We start from the raw sequence: 18,203 nt of genomic DNA on the forward strand, positions 1-18,203 counted from the left end.
CTAAAACAGGAACAGGAATCCTTGGAATATGAATTTCGATTAGTTACGGCGGCAAAAGAGGCGGAAAAAGTGCGTATTGAAGCACAGGGAAAGGCCGACGCTAATAAAATTCTGAGCGCGTCTTTAACGGATAAAATATTACAGGATAAGGGTATCGATGCCACTTTAAAAATGGCAGAATCTCCTAATTCCAAAGTAGTTGTAATAGGCTCTGGGGGAGATGGCTTACCTCTTATTTTAGGAAATAATTAATGATAATAAATTTTGTGAAATAAAAATAAGTTCTAATTTTACAATCTCATGAGAAATAAAAATACACACCATCATTTGTATACTTGCGCTCAGGCGAGGTAGAAATGTATTGTTGTATTCCAAAAATATATCTAACCCGTTTGAGAAATCAAACGGGTTTTGCTTTTAAAGCTTTTTGATTTCTTGAAAATGAAATTTAACAAATGAAAAAATTAAGAATTGCCATACAAAAGTCGGGAAGGCTCAACGAAGAATCCATTAAAATCCTTAAGGATTGCGGAATTTCAATTGACAATGGAAAGGACCAATTGAAAGCATCTGCCCGCAACTTTCCTATGGAAGTTTTTTACCTTAGAAATGGTGATATCCCCCAGTATCTGAAAGATGGGGTTGTGGATATTGCCGTAATTGGCGAGAATATTTTAGAAGAAAAAGGAGGTAATATAAAAGTAGCTGAAAAGCTGGGCTTTTCAAAATGCAGGGTTTCTTTAGCTGTTCCAAAATCCAGCGCTTATACGGATATTAAAGATTTGGAAGGAAAGCGTATCGCAACTTCGTATCCCAACACGCTTCAGGCATATCTGCAAGATAAAGGGGTTGAAGCAGAACTTCATATTATTAACGGGTCGGTAGAAATTGCTCCAAATATAGGTTTGGCAGACGCCATTTGTGATATTGTGTCTAGTGGTAGTACTTTATTTAAAAATAACCTCACAGAGGTAGAAGTAATGCGCCAAAGCGAAGCGGTACTAGCCATTTCACCTGAGATCGATGAAAAACGGAATGAAATTCTTGATGATCTGAGATTTAGAATCAAATCCGTGTTGGTTGCCAGGCAATCGAAATATATATTGATGAATGCACCTAATGACAAATTGAAGGATATTATTAAAATACTACCGGGAATGCGAAGCCCAACAGTTTTACCCTTGGCTGAAGAGGGTTGGAGCTCAGTACATACGGTAGTAAATAAGGATAAGTTTTGGGAAGTTATAAATGAATTGAAACAAGCAGGTGCTGAGGGAATTTTGGTTTGTCCGATTGAAAAAATGGTACTATGAAAAAGATAATCAATCCTGAAAAAAAAGAATGGCCTAAGATTCTTGAGCGGCCAACACAAACTCTTGAAGATATTGAGAGTACCGTAATGAAGATTTTTAAAGAAGTTAAGGCAGATGGTGATAAGGTTTTGCGCAAATATACCAGGCAATTTGATGGAGTTGATTTATCCGATTTGTTAGTGAAACCAGATGAGTTTATAGAAGCTGAAGCGCAGGTACCCGCCGGGCTCAAGCAGGCGATACAAATGGCTAAAACTAATATCGAAAAATTTCACAAAGCTCAGAAAACGTCCAAAATTGAACTCGAAACTACTCCCGGTGTTCTTTGCTGGCAGGAAAAAAGGCCTATTCAAAAAGTTGGCCTCTATATTCCGGGTGGCACGGCCCCTTTATTTTCTACAATCTTAATGCTTGCAGTACCGGCCAATATAGCGGGATGTTCAGAATTAATTTTATGTACCCCCCCAGGTAAAAACGGCAAAATAAACCCTGCTATTCTTTACACGGCCAGGCTTTGTGGCATTACAAAACTTTTTAAAGTTGGCGGTATTCAGGCAATAGCCGGGATGACATTTGGCACAGAAAGTATATCGAAGGTCTATAAAATATTTGGACCTGGAAATCAATTTGTTACAGTAGCTAAACAGATTGCAACAAAGTTCGCCGTAGCCATAGATATGCCTGCAGGTCCAAGCGAGCTTTTGGTGGTCGCAGATGATTCTGCCAATGCCAGCTTTGTGGCCTCAGATCTCTTGAGTCAGGCTGAGCATGGCACAGACAGCCAGGTAATACTGGTTTCAACATCTAAAAAACTAATGAAACAAGTTGAAGCAGAATTACAAAAGCAAATTATCAAGCTTCCCAGGGTGGACATTGCGAAAAAGGCAATAGAAAATAGTAAATTAATCTTTGTAGAAAGTGATGAAATTGCCATCGACCTAATCAACGAATATGGACCGGAGCACTTTATTGTCTGTTGTAAAGATGAGGAGTATTATATTAGAAATGTGGTAAATGCCGGATCCGTTTTTCTTGGAAATTTTACTCCGGAAAGTGCCGGTGATTATGCCTCTGGCACTAATCACACCTTGCCAACAAATGGATATGCAAAACAATATAGCGGGGTTAACCTCGACAGTTTTACCAAGAGTATTACTTTTCAAAGGATTTCTGAAACAGGAATGCGGAATATTGGAAAAACAATTGAAATAATGGCCGAAGCTGAAGGGCTTCAGGCTCATAAGAATGCGGTATCACTGCGCCTTAATAGTTTAAAACAACTGATAGATTAAAGGATACGGGTTATGGAATTTGACCTTAATAACTTAGTTAGAGAAAGTGTCAGGGAGTTGAAACCTTATTCTTCCGCAAGGGATGAGTATATCTCTGATGGTTCTAAAATGGTATTCTTGGATGCCAATGAGAGCCCTTATCCGAATGGAATAAATCGTTATCCGGATCCACATCAGCGACAGCTAAAAACTATTTTGGCTAAACAGTATTCTTTATCTCCGGCTAATATTTTGATCGGAAACGGAAGCGACGAAGTATTGGATCTTATTTTCCGGGCCTTTTGTGAACCACAAAAGGATAATGTTATTACAATGCCCCCTACCTATGGAATGTACAAAGTTCTGGCCGGGATTAATGCGATTGAGAATAAGGAGGTTTTATTGAATGAATCTTTTGAGCTGAATGTGGATAAAATTTTGGAAGCTATTAATTCAAGCACTAAAGCCATTTTTTTGTGTTCCCCTAATAACCCTACCGGAAATAGTTTTTCTGTATCACAGATAGAAACTCTTCTTAATAATTTTAGTGGTTTACTGGTCGTAGACGAAGCATATATAGATTTTGCTACGCAGAGCAGTTGGCTGGAAAGACTTGGACAGTTTCCTAATCTTATAGTAACAAGGACATTCTCCAAAGCCCATGGAATGGCTGGTTTACGCCTGGGTGTATGCTATGGGTCTGCGGAGGTAATAGCCATATTAAACCGTATAAAACCACCATATAATGTAAATGAACTTACCCAGCAAAAGGCATTACAAATGATTCAGAATACAGCCATTTTAGAAGAACAGGTTGCAGAAATTCTAAGGGAAAGGGACCGGGTGGTGCAACAATTGGAGAAAATCAATTTTATAAAAGAAATATATCCTTCAGATGCCAATTTCATTTTGGTAAAGGTAGATGATGCGAATAGAAGGTATAACGAAATATTAGAATTAGGGGTTGTCGTTCGCAACAGATCAACACAACCTCTTTGTGACAATACGTTAAGGTTTACCATAGGAACCCCGGAAGAGAATAAAAAATTGCTAAAAGTATTAAACTCCTTATGATGGAACTAAATAAGACCAGGAAGAAGGTATTATTCATTGATCGTGACGGAACACTAATTGTGGAGCCGCCAGACGAACAAACAGACAGTTTAGAAAAGATAGTGTTTTATCCCGGCGTCTTCAATTATCTAAGCAGAATAGCCAGGGAATTGGATTTTGAATTAGTTATGGTGACCAATCAGGATGGTCTTGGGACAGTGTCATTTCCCGAAAAAACATTTTGGCCTTCACATAATTTTATTCTTAAGTGTTTTGAAGGGCAGGGGATAGTATTTACAGAAATACATATAGATCGGACTTTCCCACAAGAAAATGCCGATACCCGAAAACCGGGAACAGGACTATTAAAGAAATATTTCTCGAAGGAATATGACCTGGCAAACTCTTTTGTAATAGGCGATCGGTTAACTGATATGGAACTGGCAAAAAATTTGGGATCGAAAGGCATTTATATTAATACAAATACGTTTTTGGGAACAGATGAAATTACTGTTGAAGAAACCAAATTGCAGGAAACAATTGCCTTGGAAACTACAGAATGGATGGCCATTTATGAATTCTTAAAACTTAAAGAAAGAGTCGCTGAAATTACCAGAAAAACTAAAGAAACGGATATATATATTCAATTGAATTTGGACGGAACCGGTATAAGTAATATTTCTACCGGGATTGCATTCTTTGATCATATGTTGGATCAACTTGCACGCCACGGTCAGATGAATCTCGAGATAAGCGTTAAAGGCGACCTGGAAGTAGATGAACATCATACAATAGAAGATACCGCGATTGCATTGGGTGAAGTATTTCATAATGCCTTAGGGGATAAATTAGGAATGGAACGATATGGCTTTAGTCTGCCAATGGACGATTGTCTTGCCCAGGTAGCTCTGGATTTTGGTGGGCGCGCATGGTTGGTCTGGGAAGCGGAGTTTAAACGTGAGATGATTGGTAAGATGCCAACAGAAATGTTTTATCATTTTTTCAAGTCTTTTTCAGATGGTGCAAAGGCCAATTTGAATATAAAGGCGGAAGGAACCAATGAACATCACAAGATAGAAGCTATATTTAAGGCCTTTGCAAAAGCAATAAAGATGGCTGTAAAGCGCGATGTAGATAAAATGGTATTGCCGACCACAAAAGGAATGCTCTAGAAATTGATTAAGGGCATTTAAATAAACATTATCATAGTAACGAAGTATATGAAATTGGTAATAGTAAATTATGGTGCAGGAAATATCCAAAGCATAAAGTTTGCCTTTAAACGCCTGGGATACGATGCCGTATTGAGTGATGATGCTAAGGAGATTAGAGCCGCTGACCGGGTAATATTTCCCGGTGTTGGAGAAGCCAGTAGTGCTATGAATAAATTAAGGGCAAGTGGTTTAGACAAGGTAATTCAGGAATTAAAACAGCCTGTTTTAGGCATTTGTCTGGGGATGCAGTTAATGTGCCATAGTACTGAAGAGGGTAATACATCTGGTTTGGGCATTTTTGATACAGATGTAGTCAGATTTACCAATAGGGTAAAAGTTCCGCAAATTGGATGGAATCAAATCTCAAATCTCAAATCTTCCTTGTTTAAAGGGGTTGCTGAAAAAGATCATATATACCTGGTGCACAGTTATTATGCCCCAATTTGTTCGGAAACCATTGCAGTTTCAGAATATGAAATGCCTTATAGCAGCGCTTTGCAGAAAGATAATTTTTATGGGGTACAATTTCATCCCGAAAAAAGCAGCAAAGTAGGAGAAAGAATTCTAAAAAACTTTCTGGAGTTAGCTTAGTATTTGCTATTAGCATGGTTAATAGATGCAAAAAAAAATAATTAAATGAGAGTAATCCCGGCTATTGATATTATTGGAGGCAAATGCGTAAGGCTTTCACAGGGCGATTATAAAACCAAGAAAGTATATAATGAACATCCCTTGGAAGTAGCCCTCGAATTTGAAGCTCATGGAGTTCAGCACATACACCTGGTAGATCTTGATGGTGCGAAAGCAAAACATATTGTAAATTATAAGGTGTTGGAAGCCATTGCCACTAAAACCAATTTAAAAATTGATTTCGGAGGGGGACTGAAATCCAATGAAGATTTGAAAATTGCCTTTGACTGCGGTGCCGGTCAAATAACAGGAGGCAGCATTGCGGTAAATGATCGCGATACTTTTTTAGGCTGGCTTGAAACTTATGGTGCAAAACGAATCATTCTTGGAGCAGATGTTAAAGATGAACGAATTGCTATAAGCGGATGGCAACAGGAATCTGATAAGAAATTGATTCCATTTGTTAAAGATTATCAGGGCAAAGGCATTAAATATGTTATTTGTACAGATATTAATAAGGATGGGATGCTTGGAGGCCCCGCACTTGAACTGTATAAGAGACTTCTTGCTCAAACGATGATCAATAAAACTGCGGTAAGTATGAGCGGGATCGAAGATGTGAAACTTCCCGGTATTAGTCTAATTGCAAGTGGGGGTATAGGAAATATTGCAGATTTACCTGCATTAAAGGAAATTGGATGCGAAGGGGCTATATTAGGTAAGGCTATCTATGAGAATAAAATTAGTTTAAAGCAATTAGAACAATTTATATTATCAGTATGAATAATATAAGAGATGAATGGATGTCAGAATTTTTGGAGAATTCTATTTACAGACTAGATGAGAGTACGAGAATGAATATAATTAGTCTGAAGTCCGTTGAAGAAATTAATATTTGGGAAAAGCCAAATGAATCCTCCAATAGCATTGGGAATCAAATAATTCATATATGTGGCAATATGACACAATATATAATTGCATCTTTAGGAGAACAGAATGATCTGAGAAACAGAGACGCAGAATTTTCAATATCTGATGGTTTTACAAGAAGTGAGCTAATACAAAAACTAGAAGATACTGTTAGACAGGCAAAGCATGTACTCAATAATTGTAGTAAAAGTCAGCTGCTAAAAAAACGTATAGTGCAGGGATATGATCTCTCGGGAATAGGAATTGTTATTCATGCTGTTGAGCATTATTCTTATCATACGGGCCAAATTGCATTTTGGACAAAACTGCTGATCAATAAGGATTTAGGATTTTATGATGGAAGAGACCTGAATATTAAAAACGAAAATTAGAAAATGCTAACAAAAAGAATAATTCCTTGCCTTGATATAAAGGATGGTCGTACCGTAAAAGGCATAAATTTTGTCGATTTGCGCGATGCCGGAGATCCTGTAGAACTTGCACAAATGTATGCGAATGAAGGTGCAGACGAGTTAGTATTTTTGGATATTTCCGCAACCGAGGAAAGACGAAAGACACTGGCTGATTTGGTAAAAAGGGTAGCAGAGAAAGTCAATATCCCTTTCACTGTTGGCGGAGGTATTTCGTCCATCAAAGATGTTGATGTCCTGCTGCATAATGGGGCAGATAAAGTCTCTATAAATTCTTCAGCAGTTAAAAACCCTGAATTAATTAATGAGCTTGTAGCTAAATTCGGTTCTCAGTGTATAGTAGTTGCCATAGATGCAAAGCAAATAAATGGGGAATGGAAAGTACATCTTGTAGGAGGTAAGGTGCCTACCGAAATTGAATTGTTTGAGTGGGCTAAAGAAGTTGAGGAAAGAGGTGCGGGAGAAATCTTGTTTACCTCGATGGACCATGACGGTACAAAAAATGGATTTGCCAATGAAACGTTAGCTCGGCTATCAACAGAACGGAACATTCCAATCATCGCATCCGGTGGGGCTGGTAACATGCAGCATTTTATTGATACTTTTAAAGATGGCAAGGCAGATGCGGCATTGGCGGCAAGTGTATTTCATTTTAAGGAAATGGAGATAAAGGATCTTAAAAAGAAATTACAGGATAATGGCATTCCTGTTAGATTATAAAGAAATTTTATAAGGCAATAAAAGGCGTATACTATGGAAGTAGCATTTGATAAAAATAAAGACGGACTTGTGCCGGCAATAATCCAGGACTCAACTACTAAAAATGTTTTAATGCTGGGTTACATGAACGAGGACGCCCTTAATAAAACTATGCAAACAGGAAAAGTTACCTTCTATAGCAGAAGTAAGAAACGAATATGGCAAAAAGGAGAAGAAAGTGGCAATTTTCTGAATCTGGTTAATGTTGAAATTGATTGTGACAATGATACGCTGTTAATTTCTGCAAACCCTGCAGGACCTACATGTCATAAGGGGAGCGATACCTGTTGGAATAAAGATAATGTTCAGAATTTTGGTTTTCTAACCCATTTGGAAGCTATAATTAGAGATAGGAAAGAAAATAAAAGTAATGAAAAGAGCTATGTTAGTTCATTGTTTAAAAGCGGGATAAATAAAATTGCTCAGAAAGTCGGTGAAGAAGCTGTAGAAACCGTAATTGAAGCAAAGGATGACAATGAAAAATTATTCCTTGAAGAAAGTGCCGACTTGCTTTTTCACTATCTGATTTTATTACAGGCCAAAGGCCATCTTCTTAACGACGTTGTAGATATTCTAAAAAGCAGGCATAAAATTTAAGACAGTAATTCCTTAAGTTTTCTTAAAATTAATACGCCCTTTTATTAAATGTGTTATTTTTAGCTAATGGCTATGAAAACAGGAAAAGGCTTTCGATTTTTAAACTACGAAGCACCTCAGCTTACTCCCTTTGAAAAACTTTTTGAGATTTTTCAGGAGCTCATTACACATACCTCTGGCGATGTGGATGAGGCTCTGGATTGGTTACGGGAATTGGATAAGGAATATGAACTCACAGATGAGAATTATACCATTGATGATTTTATTGAGGACTTAAAAGCAAAGGGTTTTTTACGTGAAGAATTAGAAGAGGGCGGTGGAGAAGGAGATGGTGAACCGGGTGAAGCCAGTTTGTCTATTACTGCCAAAATGGAACGAATTATTCGTCAGCGTGCTTTAGACCAGATTTTTGGTAAGCTAAAGAGAAGCGGTGCTGGGAACCATAAGACCGGCAAATCTGGCCCCGGGGATGAGCATACCGGCGATTTCAGAGAGTATAGATACGGAGACTCTTTAGAGCATATTTCTATGACGGAAAGTTTGAAAAATGCCCAGATTAATCACGGCATGGATGGTTTTTCTCTAACTGAGGATGATCTTGTAGTAGAAGACACGCACTATAAAGCTCAAATGAGCACGGTGCTTATGATAGACATTAGCCATTCTATGATTTTATATGGAGAGGACCGTATTACACCTGCCAAAAAAGTTGCAATGGCTCTGGCCGAGTTAATTACCACAAGGTATCCCAAAGATACCTTGGACATTTTGGTTTTTGGTAATGATGCCTGGCCTATTCCTATAAAAGAACTTCCCTACCTAAAAGTTGGGCCATATCATACCAATACTGTTGCCGGATTGCAGCTTGCAATGGATATGCTGAGGAGAAAAAGAAATACCAATAAACAAATCTTTATGATTACGGATGGCAAGCCCAGTTGTCTGAGAATGCCGGACGGGACATATTATAAAAACAGTGTTGGTCTTGACGATTTTATTGTTGAAAAATGTTACAATACGGCAAGACAGGCCAGAAGATTACATATTCCTATAACGACTTTCATGATTGCACAGGATCCTTATTTAATACAATTTATAAGGCATTTTACTGAGGCCAACAATGGAAAGGCTTTTTTCACAGGCCTGGAAGATTTAGGAGAAATGATTTTTGAAGATTATGAACAAAACCGAAGGAAAAGATTGAAGTAAAACTTTAATATATTTATGTAATATATTGATATAAAAATAATTAAATACGTATGAAAATAGATTATAAAAATATATCCACCCTGGGAGCACTCAAATCGGCAGCCTATAAAAGCCAGAGCATAAAGGATGAATTAAGAAAGAATTTAAGAGATAAAATAAGCAAAGGAGAACAGACTTTCCACGGTATATGGGGATATGAAGAATCGGTAATTCCTGAGTTAGAGCGTGCCATTTTATCGCGTCATAATATTAATTTGCTGGGACTTAGAGGTCAGGCCAAAACCCGATTGGCAAGATTGATGGTTAACCTGTTAGATGAATATATACCTGTTGTCGCAGGATCTGAGATTAATGATGATCCTCTTAATCCCATTTCTAGATACAGCAGGGAACTTATTAAAGAGAAAGGTGATCAAACACCCATTACATGGCTGCACAGAGAAGACCGTTTTTATGAAAAACTTGCTACCCCCGATGTTACGGTAGCAGATTTAATTGGGGATGTAGACCCGATTAAGGCTGCAAATTTGAAACTTTCTTACGCGGATGACAGGGTTATTCATTTTGGAATGATTCCACGTTCTAACCGTTGCATTTTTGTTATAAATGAACTTCCCGATCTTCAGTCAAGGATTCAGGTCTCCTTATTTAATATTTTACAGGAAGGAGATATTCAGATAAGAGGTTTTAAATTGAGATTACCGCTCGATATTCAGTTTGTGTTTACAGCTAATCCTGAAGATTATACGAATAGGGGTAGTATAGTTACTCCTTTAAAAGACAGGATAGGATCTCAAATCCTTACGCATTACCCGGAAGAAATTGAAATTGCCCGGAAAATTACTGAACAAGAAGCTCAATTGGATGAGCGACAGGCAAAATCTATTTATGTACCCGACCTGGCAAAGGATTTACTTGAACAAATAAGTTTTGAAGCTCGAAAAAGCGAATATGTTGATTCTAAAAGTGGGGTGAGTGCTCGAACAAGTATAACCGCTTTCGAAAACCTCTTAAGTACCGCCGAGCGCAGGGCGATGATCTCAGGAGAGGAAAAGACCCGGGTAAGACTTAGTGATTTTATGGGAGTCATCCCTGCCATAACAGGAAAAATAGAACTTGTATACGAAGGAGAACAGGAAGGTGGAGATAAAGTTGCGCTTATACTTTTCGAAGATGCCATTAAAACCTTATTCCCTAATTATTTTCCAAAGATTGAGAAATTGGAGCATAAGGATGCCGGAAATCCTTATGATGATCTGATCAATTGGTTCTTTGAAAGCGAGGGATTTGATCTTATGGACAATTTAACCGATGATGAATATGAAGCTATGCTCAATAGTATTCCAGAACTAAACGCACTTATAAAAAGATATCAGTCGGAAATCCCTGAAGAAGATACATTTTTTCTCAAGGAGTTTCTATTATGGGGATTAGTTGCCTATAAAAAGTTAAGCAAACGAAGATTTCAAAGGGGATATCAGTTTAAAGACCTTTATGGAAGTTTTATAAGTAAATTATAAGAGCTATTCAATAACAAAAGCCCTTGATTTAAAGGGCTTTTGTATTCATAGCAATCCTTTCCATTTTATAAATAGTCACTAAAAATAATGATGGTCCTTCCTTAGGATGGCATTATTATTTAATAGTTGTTTCGTACAAACCAGATGTTTGCATTACTATAGCCGAAAGGATGACTATTTCCTTACATAAAATCGATCTAAATTTCAGAAATGTCCAATTACCCGATTATTTTATTGGTTTTGTTATAAAAGAATTTAACTGATTAAGATTTTTGGGTTTTAAATGAAAAGACCCTGAAAATTCATCCAAGGTCCTTTGCATTGCCATAACATAATAGAAATTCGTTATTGCCAGGAATCAATATTTTCGTTAATACTATCAAAGTTATAAGGGCCCACCATAGTCATTCTGTGCTTAAAAGTCAATATGGTCAGGAATAGCAAGAAGAACTGCAATAAGAAAATAACTATTCCCACAGGTATAAATGTTTCCGGAATAATGTGATCCTGATATTCATAATAGCTTTGTAATATGTAAGCCGTATCCATTATTTTAAATATGTAGATAAGAAAAATTCCATACATGGAATATTCCAGATTACGCATTTGTGGATCGGTATATTCCCGCTCTTTAATTTTAAACCACAGTACATAAAGAAAGATAAAATGGACTACCGCAAACAATGGAAATATATAATTGTCAAATTTGAAAAAGTAAAACTTATTGGTATACAAGCCATAAAAATTCAAAACAATAAGAATTGCTAAAACCGAAATGGATAGTACTAAACATATCCTCCAGGAGAAAAATTTTAAAATTGCCTTCATATAAGTAGATTGCAAGGCTTTGGGGAACCTCGTTGAAGTTTTTAACGCAGGCCTATATTCTTTATTTGAAAATATTCGATGAAGCGCAAACAATGTTGAGTAACCTTAAAAAGTTGTTGCGAAAACGTTTTGAATCTTGGTTTATAACGGCATTGTTTAAGCCAGGTAAAAATCATAAAAAAAGCACATATTACAAATATGCGCTTTTAACAATGATGTCGTTGTATTCTAAGATATCCAGTTGCGTTTCTCTGCAATTCGAGCGAATTGCACCAGTGCAATGGCAATAATAATAACAAGTAATGGAGTAATGATTCCCTGCACCTGACCGTAAACTTCAGCAGCATTCGTCATAAAAAATGAATGCCCCATTTGAACCACTATGCCAATTAAGGACAGAATTAAAACAGGTCTGGCCCATTTTTTTCTAAGTAAAAGAGCCAAACACCCCAGAAGACCTCCCCATACTGCTATGGCAAACGCAGCTGTTACCCATGCCGGGGTACTTTCCATCAGCGCTAATTGTTCAGCGGTATATTCGGCCTTCATCTCATCAGTCATATAGGCCTGACCAAGATATGCCATAACGCCCATAAGGTTCCATAATAGCGCAAGAATACTCACGATCCAAAACCAAATCGGTGGTTTTGTGGTTGATTTTTCACTCATTTTGTTTCAGTTTAGGTTGGTTTATAATATACAAAATACAAAAAAATGTAAATTTCTTTGGAATTATTTAAAGTATTTTGTGCAGGGTCAAATGGAAGAATACTAAAACAAAATTGTCTTGACTTCCCGGAAAGAAATCTAAAGTTTACATTATTCTTGTCGTTATAACTCTCAATTAATTAACTTAACTCTCATGAAAAGACGTTATTATTATTTGATAAGAGTTCAATTTCTGGGATTCAGATATAGCGGATGGCAAAAGCAGCCTGGGCAAAGAACAATAGAAGGAATGCTTCTAAAAACACTTAAGTACATTTTGCCTGATCAGAAATTTAAAATCTTAGGCGCGGGGAGAACTGACGCAAAAGTTTCTGCCCTCGATGCGGCATTTCAATTAATCGTAGAAGAAACACCTATTTCTGAAATATCAAATTTTATCAAAATATTTAATAACAACTTACCTGCTGATATTAAAATACTTAAGATAAATAATATAAATGATAACTTCAATATAATTAAAGATAGTAAATCTAAGGAATATCGCTATTATTTTTCCTTTGGTGATAAGAACCATCCGTATTGTGCGCCTATTATGGCAAATATATTAGAGGATCTCGATATTAATATTATGATGAAAGCTGCATCACTTTATACCGGAACACACAATTTTAAAGCATACACGGCTAAACCTGGAGAAAATAAGATAGTAACTAGAACAATTACTTCTTGTGTAATAAAAGAGAATAAGGAGATTAAAGCAAATTTTTTACCAAAGCGCAGTTATGTCTTAGAAATTTGTGGGAAAGGTTTTATGCGCTACCAGGTTCGAATGATAATGGGGGCCCTAATCCTGTTAGGAAGAGGGTTGCTTAGTCTCGAGGAGATCCAATTATCCTTAACGGAAGATACAAATATTAAGATTCCTTTTATAGCACCTGGTTCGGGACTGGTTTTAAATAAGCTCGAATTTGAATAAATCCTTTATCTGGAAATTTTTGTACATTGAAAAAAATGTTCTTCGATGCCAAATTGGTTATATATCCTTTTTTTAATCGTTCTGGTTTATTTAGCAATCAGCACACTGCTTTATTTTCTGCAGGATTACCTTATGTTCAAACCGGAAAAGCTCCCAAAGGACTTTCTATTTGAATATGAGCACCAGGAAATAGAGGAATACAATGTTGAAACCAGGGACGGTGCAATATTAAATGGACTTAGATTTAAAGCCCAGAATCCAAAAGGTATAGTATTCTATCTAAAAGGAAATTCTAAAAGTATAAAAGGCTGGGGGAAGTTTGCTGTTGATTTTACAAGGCATGGCTATGATGTTTTAATGGTAGACTACAGAGGTTTTGGGAAAAGCACGGGCAGACGCACACAGAAAGCGATTAAGCGCGATATGCAGGTTATCTACAATAAAATAAAGGAAAATGTAGACGAAAAGTATATCATTCTTTATGGCCGCTCGCTGGGATCTGGTTTTGCGGCCAAACTGGCTTCTATGAACAACCCGAGAATGCTTATACTGGATGCCCCGTACTACAGTTTAAGTAAAGTGGCTAAAAAATATATCCCTTTTATGCCGCTTTCACTACTGCTTAAATTTCCTATGCCTACCTATAAATGGTTACAATACGTAAATTGCCCAATCCATATCATTCATGGTACAGACGATAAGTTGATTCCTTACAAGACTAGTGTTAAATTATCTAAAATAAAGCCCTCTTTAACAACCTTATATACGGTTATAGGCGGAGGGCATAAGAATCTGAATACATTCGAATCTTACCATAAGATGTTAGGTGAAATCATTACGAAAAGACCAGTAAAGGTTGATCTTAAAGGTTCCAGTATTCATGTAAAACACAATGTGAAGGCTTAAATGGTTAAACTAAAAAGAGCTGTTCTATTCTTATTTTCGGCTTATCTAATAATTTCTGCTATGCTATATTTACTTCAGGAAAAGCTAATCTTTTTACCTTCTAAATTACCGTTAGACTATTCATATTCATTCACTCAGCCCTTTGATGAAATTTTTATTACTGCTGCGGACGGTGCCGTATTAAATGGTATACATTTTAAACAAGAAAAACCGGAAGGTGTAATTGTCTACTACCACGGGAATGCCGGCGATCTTGCCCGCTGGGGAGATATTGCACTCTTTTTTGTTGAAAAAAATTATGATGTTATAATTATGGACTATCGTACCTATGGGAAAAGTACAGGCAAGCTAAGTGAAGAGGCGCTATATAATGATGGCCAGCTATTTTATGAATACGCTTTGGAACATTATGATGAGTCTGTGATTACACTGTACGGTCGTTCGCTTGGCACAGGGATTGCTGCCCGGGTAGCATCAGAAAATAAACCATTTCAACTAGTTCTGGAAACACCTTTTTACAGTCTGTTAGATTTGGGAAAAAGTCGTTTTCCGTATTTGCCCGTTCAATGGTTTTTGAAATATCCATTAAAGACTTATGAATACATTTCAGAAGTTAGCTGTCCAATTGCATTTTTTCATGGCACAGATGATACAGTAGTGCCGTATAATTCAGGATTACGTCTTTTTAATTCCGTGGCTGTCGATAAAAATTCATTCTATTCTATAAAGGGTGGACGACACAATAATTTGAAGGAATTTCAGGTCTATCGTGATGGGATTCAGGAAATTTTATCGACTCATCAGTCGAATAAATCTGAAGATAAATAGCGGTCACCACGGTCACAAATTATAGAAACAATAAGCCCGCTATTAAGACTGGCAGCCAGCTTTAAGGCAGCTGCAGTAGCTCCGCCACTACTCATACCGGCAAATATTCCTTCATCCTTAGCCAGACGTTTTGCCATAATTCTTGCTTCATCTTCGCTTACTTCCATAATAGTGTCAACTTTTGATGGATCGAAGATCTTTGGCAGGTATTCCTTAGGCCACTTTCTAATGCCAGGAATTTTAGACTCATCCTTTGGTTGGACACCTACAATGTTTATGTTTTTGTTTTTCTCTTTTAAATAGGTAGAGGTGCCAATGATAGTTCCTGTCGTTCCCATGGAAGATACAAAATGAGTGACTTTACCGTTGGTATCCTTCCATATTTCCGGGCCGGTTGTCTCGTAGTGCGCTTTCCAATTATCGTCGTTCGAAAATTGGTTAAGCATTTGATAACCACTGTCTTTTACTTTTGCCTCTGCATGATCCCGCGCTCCTTCAATACCTATGCCTGCATCGGTTAAAGTAACCTTTGCCCCATATGCACGCATTGTTTGTACCCTTTCCTTAGTTGAATTTTCTGGCATTACCAACTCAATATTTAACTTATAGATGCCGGCAATCATAGCAAGGGCAATACCTGTATTTCCGCTGGTCGCCTCAATTAATTTACTGTTTCGGTTAATCTCTCCGCGTTCCATCCCACTTTTAATCATGTTATAAGCAGCCCTGTCTTTCACACTACCGCCCGGGTTATGACCTTCCATTTTGAACATTAGGGTAACATCCGGGTTGGTATTTAAAGATCTTGAAACCACAAGTGGCGTGTTCCCTATTAAATCTAAAATACTATGAGACATTGGGTATGGATTTTACTTTTATTTCAGCACTGTGAAATACCTTTGAATTGGGGGGTACAGATGAAGTTACCCATGCATTACCTCCAATAATTGAATTTTCACCAATAGTAGTATTCCCACCCAAAATAGTGGCATTTGCATATATAGTCACATTGTCCTCTATAGTAGGATGGCGCTTGGTTCTCTGTAGATTTTTGGTTACAAACAAAGCTCCTAAAGTAACTCCCTGGTAGATCTTAACATTATTCTTAATAACCGCCGTTTCTCCAATGACTACTCCCGTGGCATGATCAATAAAAAAAGACTCTCCGATATGAGCCCCGGGATTAATATCTACTCCCGTTTGTCTGTGAGCATATTCTGTCATTAATCTGGGAACCAAAGGAAATCCTTTGTTATATAGCTCATGGGCAAGTCTATAGATAGCAATAGCATAAAAACCGGGATAAGCCATATACACTTCCTCAATGGATAGGGAGGCCGGGTCACAACTGGCAATAGCCTCTGCATCCAGATTCAGTTTTTCAAGTACTTTGGGGAGTTGTTCCAAATAATTACTCCAAATTTTGGAACAAGGTTTTTCAATATTCCAACACGCAAGATTTATCAATTCATCAAATTGAACTTCAAGAGTTTCAATATTCTCCTCAACCGGTGTTTCAATGTCGAATAAAGTGAGGAACAGTAGGTTTGTAAAATCCTCTACATTCCGCTTAAGCCGATATCTGAGATTCGGTTGTTTCTTGTTTTCGTTTATTTTTTTTATAATTATTGATTTGTCCATTCCTAAAGGTTGAGTTTCAAAATTAACCAATATTTAAAAAGCATCTAGCTCTAATTGGTTAACTTTAGCATAAAATTTATACCGCTTAGTCGAATGGAAAATACGGTCATTACTAAAGACACGCTACGCTTTTTAAGTGAATTGAAAAGAAACAATAATCGGGAATGGTTTGAAGAACATAAGCCTGAATTCAAATCGTTGGAAACTGGTGTAAAAGGATTTTATAACAGTCTGATGGATAAGATGAAAGAACATGATGACATTGAAAAACTAAAAGTGTTTCGAATATACAGGGATGTAAGATTTTCCAAGGATAAAACCCCATATAAGTCGCATTTTGCCGGCTCCTTTTCAAGGGCAGGTGCACAACTCAGGGGTGGTTATTATTTACAGATTCGGCCCGGAGAATCATTTATAGCGGCAGGATTTTGGCAACCCAATTCTCAAGATCTGTTGCGCATCCGTAAAGAGTTTGAACTTGATGCTATGCCTTTCCGAAAACTAATTAGTAGTCCATCATTCAAGAAAACCTGGGGAGAACTGGTAGGCGAAGAAGTAAAAACGGCACCGAAGGGATTCAATAAAGAAGATCCGAATATTGATTTGATAAGGAAGAAAGCTTTTATTTTTGTGCGAAAATTTACTGATAAAGAAGTATTAAGTAAGGATTTTATAGACGAAGTAAATAATTCCTTTAAAGAAATAAGACCCTATTTTGACCTGATGAGCGAGATTCTAACAACCAATCTTAATGGGGAATCCCTTTTAAACTAAGACAGAAGCTTCGAAAGCCTGCACCTGGTCTTTTAGACGCTCAACGACCATGCTCATCATTCGTTTATTTAGGGCAGATGAGTTTTGAATATAAGTCATATATTCTTCAACTGTGAACTGTCCAATAACCATTCCCTTCAGGGCATTTCGGAATTTGATGTCTTTTTGGAGGGCATTTTCTATATAATCCAAACGTTTTTCAATGCTCAGTTCATAAAAGGCATTCTTATGTTTTACGATATAATTTTTAAATGCTTCGATCAATAAAGGATTCTGAAACTTGATTATAGGACGCAACGTTCCATTCTGAAACTGTTCGTCTTTACTCATGTCAGGGGTAATTTTGGCATTTGGAATCTCCGGCCTGAAGCTCAGGAGGTCAGCAGATCTTTGGTTCATCTGAAGAAGTTTCTATAAAATTAGATAATACGCGTACTATGCAAGACCTGGAGAACAATTAGTTGTTAACTGCTTTATGAACAAATAAAAATTGAATTAATTCACAGCACTGATCTAATTGTGTAAAATCGATTTCAAAAGTATAGTGAAATATATGTAATTTCGACACCATCTAAAATCAATAAAAATCTATATGAAATTTGGTAAGGTAGACCACCCTGAACTTATTGATTTTACGCTTCCCCAAGACCATCCCAGCCTGGCAGGTTTATTGGC

20 protein-coding genes and 1 pseudogene are annotated in these 18,203 nt (G+C 37.0%); 16 read left to right on the forward strand and 5 right to left on the reverse strand.

The window, feature by feature from the left end; genetic code table 11:
• From Q0X89_RS16945 to Q0X89_RS17000, 12 genes and pseudogenes are all read left to right on the forward strand, one after another.
• A pseudogene (locus Q0X89_RS16945) lies at nucleotides 1-252 on the forward strand (prohibitin family protein); the annotation flags it as partial.
• Nucleotides 253-455: 203 nt separating this feature from the next.
• Nucleotides 456-1,313 (forward strand): ATP phosphoribosyltransferase, encoded by an 858-nt coding sequence (gene hisG, locus Q0X89_RS16950; protein WP_297696385.1) that lies wholly within the window; start codon nucleotides 456-458, stop codon nucleotides 1,311-1,313.
• Nucleotides 1,310-2,605 carry a histidinol dehydrogenase gene (hisD, locus tag Q0X89_RS16955; RefSeq protein WP_297696386.1) on the forward strand — a complete coding sequence of 432 codons (1,296 nt, stop codon included), beginning with the start codon at nucleotides 1,310-1,312 and terminating at the stop codon, nucleotides 2,603-2,605. The genes hisG and hisD overlap by 4 nt, the downstream gene beginning before the upstream one ends.
• Before the next feature lie 12 nt (nucleotides 2,606-2,617).
• Entirely contained in the window at nucleotides 2,618-3,658 is a 1,041-nt protein-coding gene (gene hisC, locus Q0X89_RS16960; RefSeq protein WP_297696387.1) for a histidinol-phosphate transaminase, read from the forward strand.
• Nucleotides 3,655-4,809, forward strand: coding sequence for a bifunctional histidinol-phosphatase/imidazoleglycerol-phosphate dehydratase HisB (hisB, locus tag Q0X89_RS16965; protein WP_297696389.1), 1,155 nt, complete (start codon nucleotides 3,655-3,657; stop codon nucleotides 4,807-4,809). Before hisC ends, hisB begins: the two co-directional genes overlap by 4 nt.
• A 48-nt stretch (nucleotides 4,810-4,857) precedes the next feature.
• A complete protein-coding gene (gene hisH, locus Q0X89_RS16970; protein WP_297696391.1) occupies nucleotides 4,858-5,442 on the forward strand; it encodes an imidazole glycerol phosphate synthase subunit HisH in 585 nt (194 codons plus the stop codon).
• 45 nt (nucleotides 5,443-5,487) lie between these two features.
• Nucleotides 5,488-6,264, forward strand: a complete 777-nt coding sequence (locus tag Q0X89_RS16975; protein ID WP_297696393.1) for a 1-(5-phosphoribosyl)-5-[(5-phosphoribosylamino)methylideneamino] imidazole-4-carboxamide isomerase — start codon at nucleotides 5,488-5,490, stop codon at nucleotides 6,262-6,264.
• Nucleotides 6,261-6,782 carry a DinB family protein gene (locus Q0X89_RS16980; protein WP_297696395.1) on the forward strand — a complete coding sequence of 174 codons (522 nt, stop codon included), beginning with the start codon at nucleotides 6,261-6,263 and terminating at the stop codon, nucleotides 6,780-6,782. The genes Q0X89_RS16975 and Q0X89_RS16980 overlap by 4 nt, the downstream gene beginning before the upstream one ends.
• A gap of 3 nt (nucleotides 6,783-6,785) precedes the next feature.
• Nucleotides 6,786-7,541 carry an imidazole glycerol phosphate synthase subunit HisF gene (gene hisF, locus Q0X89_RS16985; protein WP_297696397.1) on the forward strand — a complete coding sequence of 252 codons (756 nt, stop codon included), beginning with the start codon at nucleotides 6,786-6,788 and terminating at the stop codon, nucleotides 7,539-7,541.
• Between the two features lie 33 nt (nucleotides 7,542-7,574).
• Nucleotides 7,575-8,177, forward strand: a complete 603-nt coding sequence (hisIE, locus tag Q0X89_RS16990; RefSeq protein ID WP_297696399.1) for a bifunctional phosphoribosyl-AMP cyclohydrolase/phosphoribosyl-ATP diphosphatase HisIE — start codon at nucleotides 7,575-7,577, stop codon at nucleotides 8,175-8,177.
• 66 nt (nucleotides 8,178-8,243) lie between these two features.
• A complete protein-coding gene (locus Q0X89_RS16995) occupies nucleotides 8,244-9,386 on the forward strand; it encodes a VWA domain-containing protein (protein ID WP_297696401.1) in 1,143 nt (380 codons plus the stop codon).
• A gap of 50 nt (nucleotides 9,387-9,436) precedes the next feature.
• Nucleotides 9,437-10,906 (forward strand): magnesium chelatase, encoded by a 1,470-nt coding sequence (locus Q0X89_RS17000; RefSeq protein WP_297696404.1) that lies wholly within the window; start codon nucleotides 9,437-9,439, stop codon nucleotides 10,904-10,906.
• A gap of 345 nt (nucleotides 10,907-11,251) precedes the next feature.
• Here the strand turns inward: Q0X89_RS17000 and Q0X89_RS17005 are convergent, their stop codons facing one another.
• Complete coding sequence (locus tag Q0X89_RS17005; RefSeq protein WP_297696406.1) at nucleotides 11,252-11,734, reverse strand: hypothetical protein; 483 nt, start codon at nucleotides 11,732-11,734, stop codon at nucleotides 11,252-11,254.
• Nucleotides 11,735-11,962: 228 nt separating this feature from the next.
• Complete coding sequence (locus tag Q0X89_RS17010) at nucleotides 11,963-12,403, reverse strand: hypothetical protein (protein ID WP_297696408.1); 441 nt, start codon at nucleotides 12,401-12,403, stop codon at nucleotides 11,963-11,965.
• Between the two features lie 193 nt (nucleotides 12,404-12,596).
• On the opposite strand from Q0X89_RS17010, the gene truA reads away from it, so the two are divergent.
• From truA to Q0X89_RS17025, 3 genes are read left to right on the forward strand one after another with little or no spacing between them, the layout of a single operon-like run.
• Nucleotides 12,597-13,379 (forward strand): tRNA pseudouridine(38-40) synthase TruA, encoded by a 783-nt coding sequence (gene truA, locus Q0X89_RS17015; protein WP_297696410.1) that lies wholly within the window; start codon nucleotides 12,597-12,599, stop codon nucleotides 13,377-13,379.
• A 45-nt stretch (nucleotides 13,380-13,424) separates the two neighbouring features.
• A complete protein-coding gene (locus Q0X89_RS17020; RefSeq protein WP_297696412.1) occupies nucleotides 13,425-14,285 on the forward strand; it encodes an alpha/beta fold hydrolase in 861 nt (286 codons plus the stop codon).
• 60 nt (nucleotides 14,286-14,345) lie between these two features.
• A complete protein-coding gene (locus tag Q0X89_RS17025; RefSeq protein WP_297696414.1) occupies nucleotides 14,346-15,113 on the forward strand; it encodes an alpha/beta hydrolase in 768 nt (255 codons plus the stop codon).
• On the opposite strand, the gene cysM is transcribed toward Q0X89_RS17025, so the two are convergent.
• Complete coding sequence (gene cysM, locus Q0X89_RS17030) at nucleotides 15,086-15,970, reverse strand: cysteine synthase CysM (RefSeq protein WP_297696416.1); 885 nt, start codon at nucleotides 15,968-15,970, stop codon at nucleotides 15,086-15,088. The genes Q0X89_RS17025 and cysM overlap by 28 nt on opposite strands.
• A complete protein-coding gene (epsC, locus tag Q0X89_RS17035) occupies nucleotides 15,960-16,754 on the reverse strand; it encodes a serine O-acetyltransferase EpsC (RefSeq protein WP_297696418.1) in 795 nt (264 codons plus the stop codon). Before epsC ends, cysM begins: the two co-directional genes overlap by 11 nt.
• A 93-nt stretch (nucleotides 16,755-16,847) precedes the next feature.
• Here epsC and Q0X89_RS17040 point away from each other — a divergent pair, with 93 nt between their 5' ends.
• Nucleotides 16,848-17,528, forward strand: coding sequence for a DUF2461 domain-containing protein (locus Q0X89_RS17040; RefSeq protein ID WP_297696420.1), 681 nt, complete (start codon nucleotides 16,848-16,850; stop codon nucleotides 17,526-17,528).
• On the opposite strand, the gene Q0X89_RS17045 is transcribed toward Q0X89_RS17040, so the two are convergent.
• A complete protein-coding gene (locus Q0X89_RS17045) occupies nucleotides 17,520-17,927 on the reverse strand; it encodes a glyoxalase (RefSeq protein WP_297696422.1) in 408 nt (135 codons plus the stop codon). The two genes, Q0X89_RS17040 and Q0X89_RS17045, sit on opposite strands and share 9 nt — an antisense overlap.
• Between the last annotated feature and the right edge of the window lie 276 nt (nucleotides 17,928-18,203).

Source organism: uncultured Eudoraea sp., assembly GCF_947258525.1.
GTDB lineage: Bacteria > Bacteroidota > Bacteroidia > Flavobacteriales > Flavobacteriaceae > Eudoraea.

What these genes read in the sequence shown, in the direction of transcription:
- Q0X89_RS17005 (WP_297696406.1), bottom strand. Translation starts at nt 11,734, where the DNA reads ATGAAGGCAATTTTAAAATTTTTCTCCTGGAGGATATGTTTAGTACTA.
- Q0X89_RS16995 (WP_297696401.1), top strand. Translation starts at nt 8,244, where the DNA reads ATGGCTATGAAAACAGGAAAAGGCTTTCGATTTTTAAACTACGAAGCA.
- Q0X89_RS16980 (WP_297696395.1), top strand. Translation starts at nt 6,261, where the DNA reads ATGAATAATATAAGAGATGAATGGATGTCAGAATTTTTGGAGAATTCT.
- Q0X89_RS17000 (WP_297696404.1), top strand. Translation starts at nt 9,437, where the DNA reads ATGAAAATAGATTATAAAAATATATCCACCCTGGGAGCACTCAAATCG.
- hisH (WP_297696391.1), top strand. Translation starts at nt 4,858, where the DNA reads ATGAAATTGGTAATAGTAAATTATGGTGCAGGAAATATCCAAAGCATA.
- Q0X89_RS17045 (WP_297696422.1), bottom strand. Translation starts at nt 17,927, where the DNA reads ATGAACCAAAGATCTGCTGACCTCCTGAGCTTCAGGCCGGAGATTCCA.
- Q0X89_RS17025 (WP_297696414.1), top strand. Translation starts at nt 14,346, where the DNA reads ATGCTATATTTACTTCAGGAAAAGCTAATCTTTTTACCTTCTAAATTA.
- hisIE (WP_297696399.1), top strand. Translation starts at nt 7,575, where the DNA reads ATGGAAGTAGCATTTGATAAAAATAAAGACGGACTTGTGCCGGCAATA.
- Q0X89_RS17040 (WP_297696420.1), top strand. Translation starts at nt 16,848, where the DNA reads ATGGAAAATACGGTCATTACTAAAGACACGCTACGCTTTTTAAGTGAA.
- hisC (WP_297696387.1), top strand. Translation starts at nt 2,618, where the DNA reads ATGGAATTTGACCTTAATAACTTAGTTAGAGAAAGTGTCAGGGAGTTG.
- hisD (WP_297696386.1), top strand. Translation starts at nt 1,310, where the DNA reads ATGAAAAAGATAATCAATCCTGAAAAAAAAGAATGGCCTAAGATTCTT.
- Q0X89_RS17020 (WP_297696412.1), top strand. Translation starts at nt 13,425, where the DNA reads ATGCCAAATTGGTTATATATCCTTTTTTTAATCGTTCTGGTTTATTTA.
- hisB (WP_297696389.1), top strand. Translation starts at nt 3,655, where the DNA reads ATGATGGAACTAAATAAGACCAGGAAGAAGGTATTATTCATTGATCGT.
- hisF (WP_297696397.1), top strand. Translation starts at nt 6,786, where the DNA reads ATGCTAACAAAAAGAATAATTCCTTGCCTTGATATAAAGGATGGTCGT.
- hisG (WP_297696385.1), top strand. Translation starts at nt 456, where the DNA reads ATGAAAAAATTAAGAATTGCCATACAAAAGTCGGGAAGGCTCAACGAA.
- cysM (WP_297696416.1), bottom strand. Translation starts at nt 15,970, where the DNA reads ATGTCTCATAGTATTTTAGATTTAATAGGGAACACGCCACTTGTGGTT.
- truA (WP_297696410.1), top strand. Translation starts at nt 12,597, where the DNA reads ATGAAAAGACGTTATTATTATTTGATAAGAGTTCAATTTCTGGGATTC.
- epsC (WP_297696418.1), bottom strand. Translation starts at nt 16,754, where the DNA reads ATGGACAAATCAATAATTATAAAAAAAATAAACGAAAACAAGAAACAA.
- Q0X89_RS16975 (WP_297696393.1), top strand. Translation starts at nt 5,488, where the DNA reads ATGAGAGTAATCCCGGCTATTGATATTATTGGAGGCAAATGCGTAAGG.
- Q0X89_RS17010 (WP_297696408.1), bottom strand. Translation starts at nt 12,403, where the DNA reads ATGAGTGAAAAATCAACCACAAAACCACCGATTTGGTTTTGGATCGTG.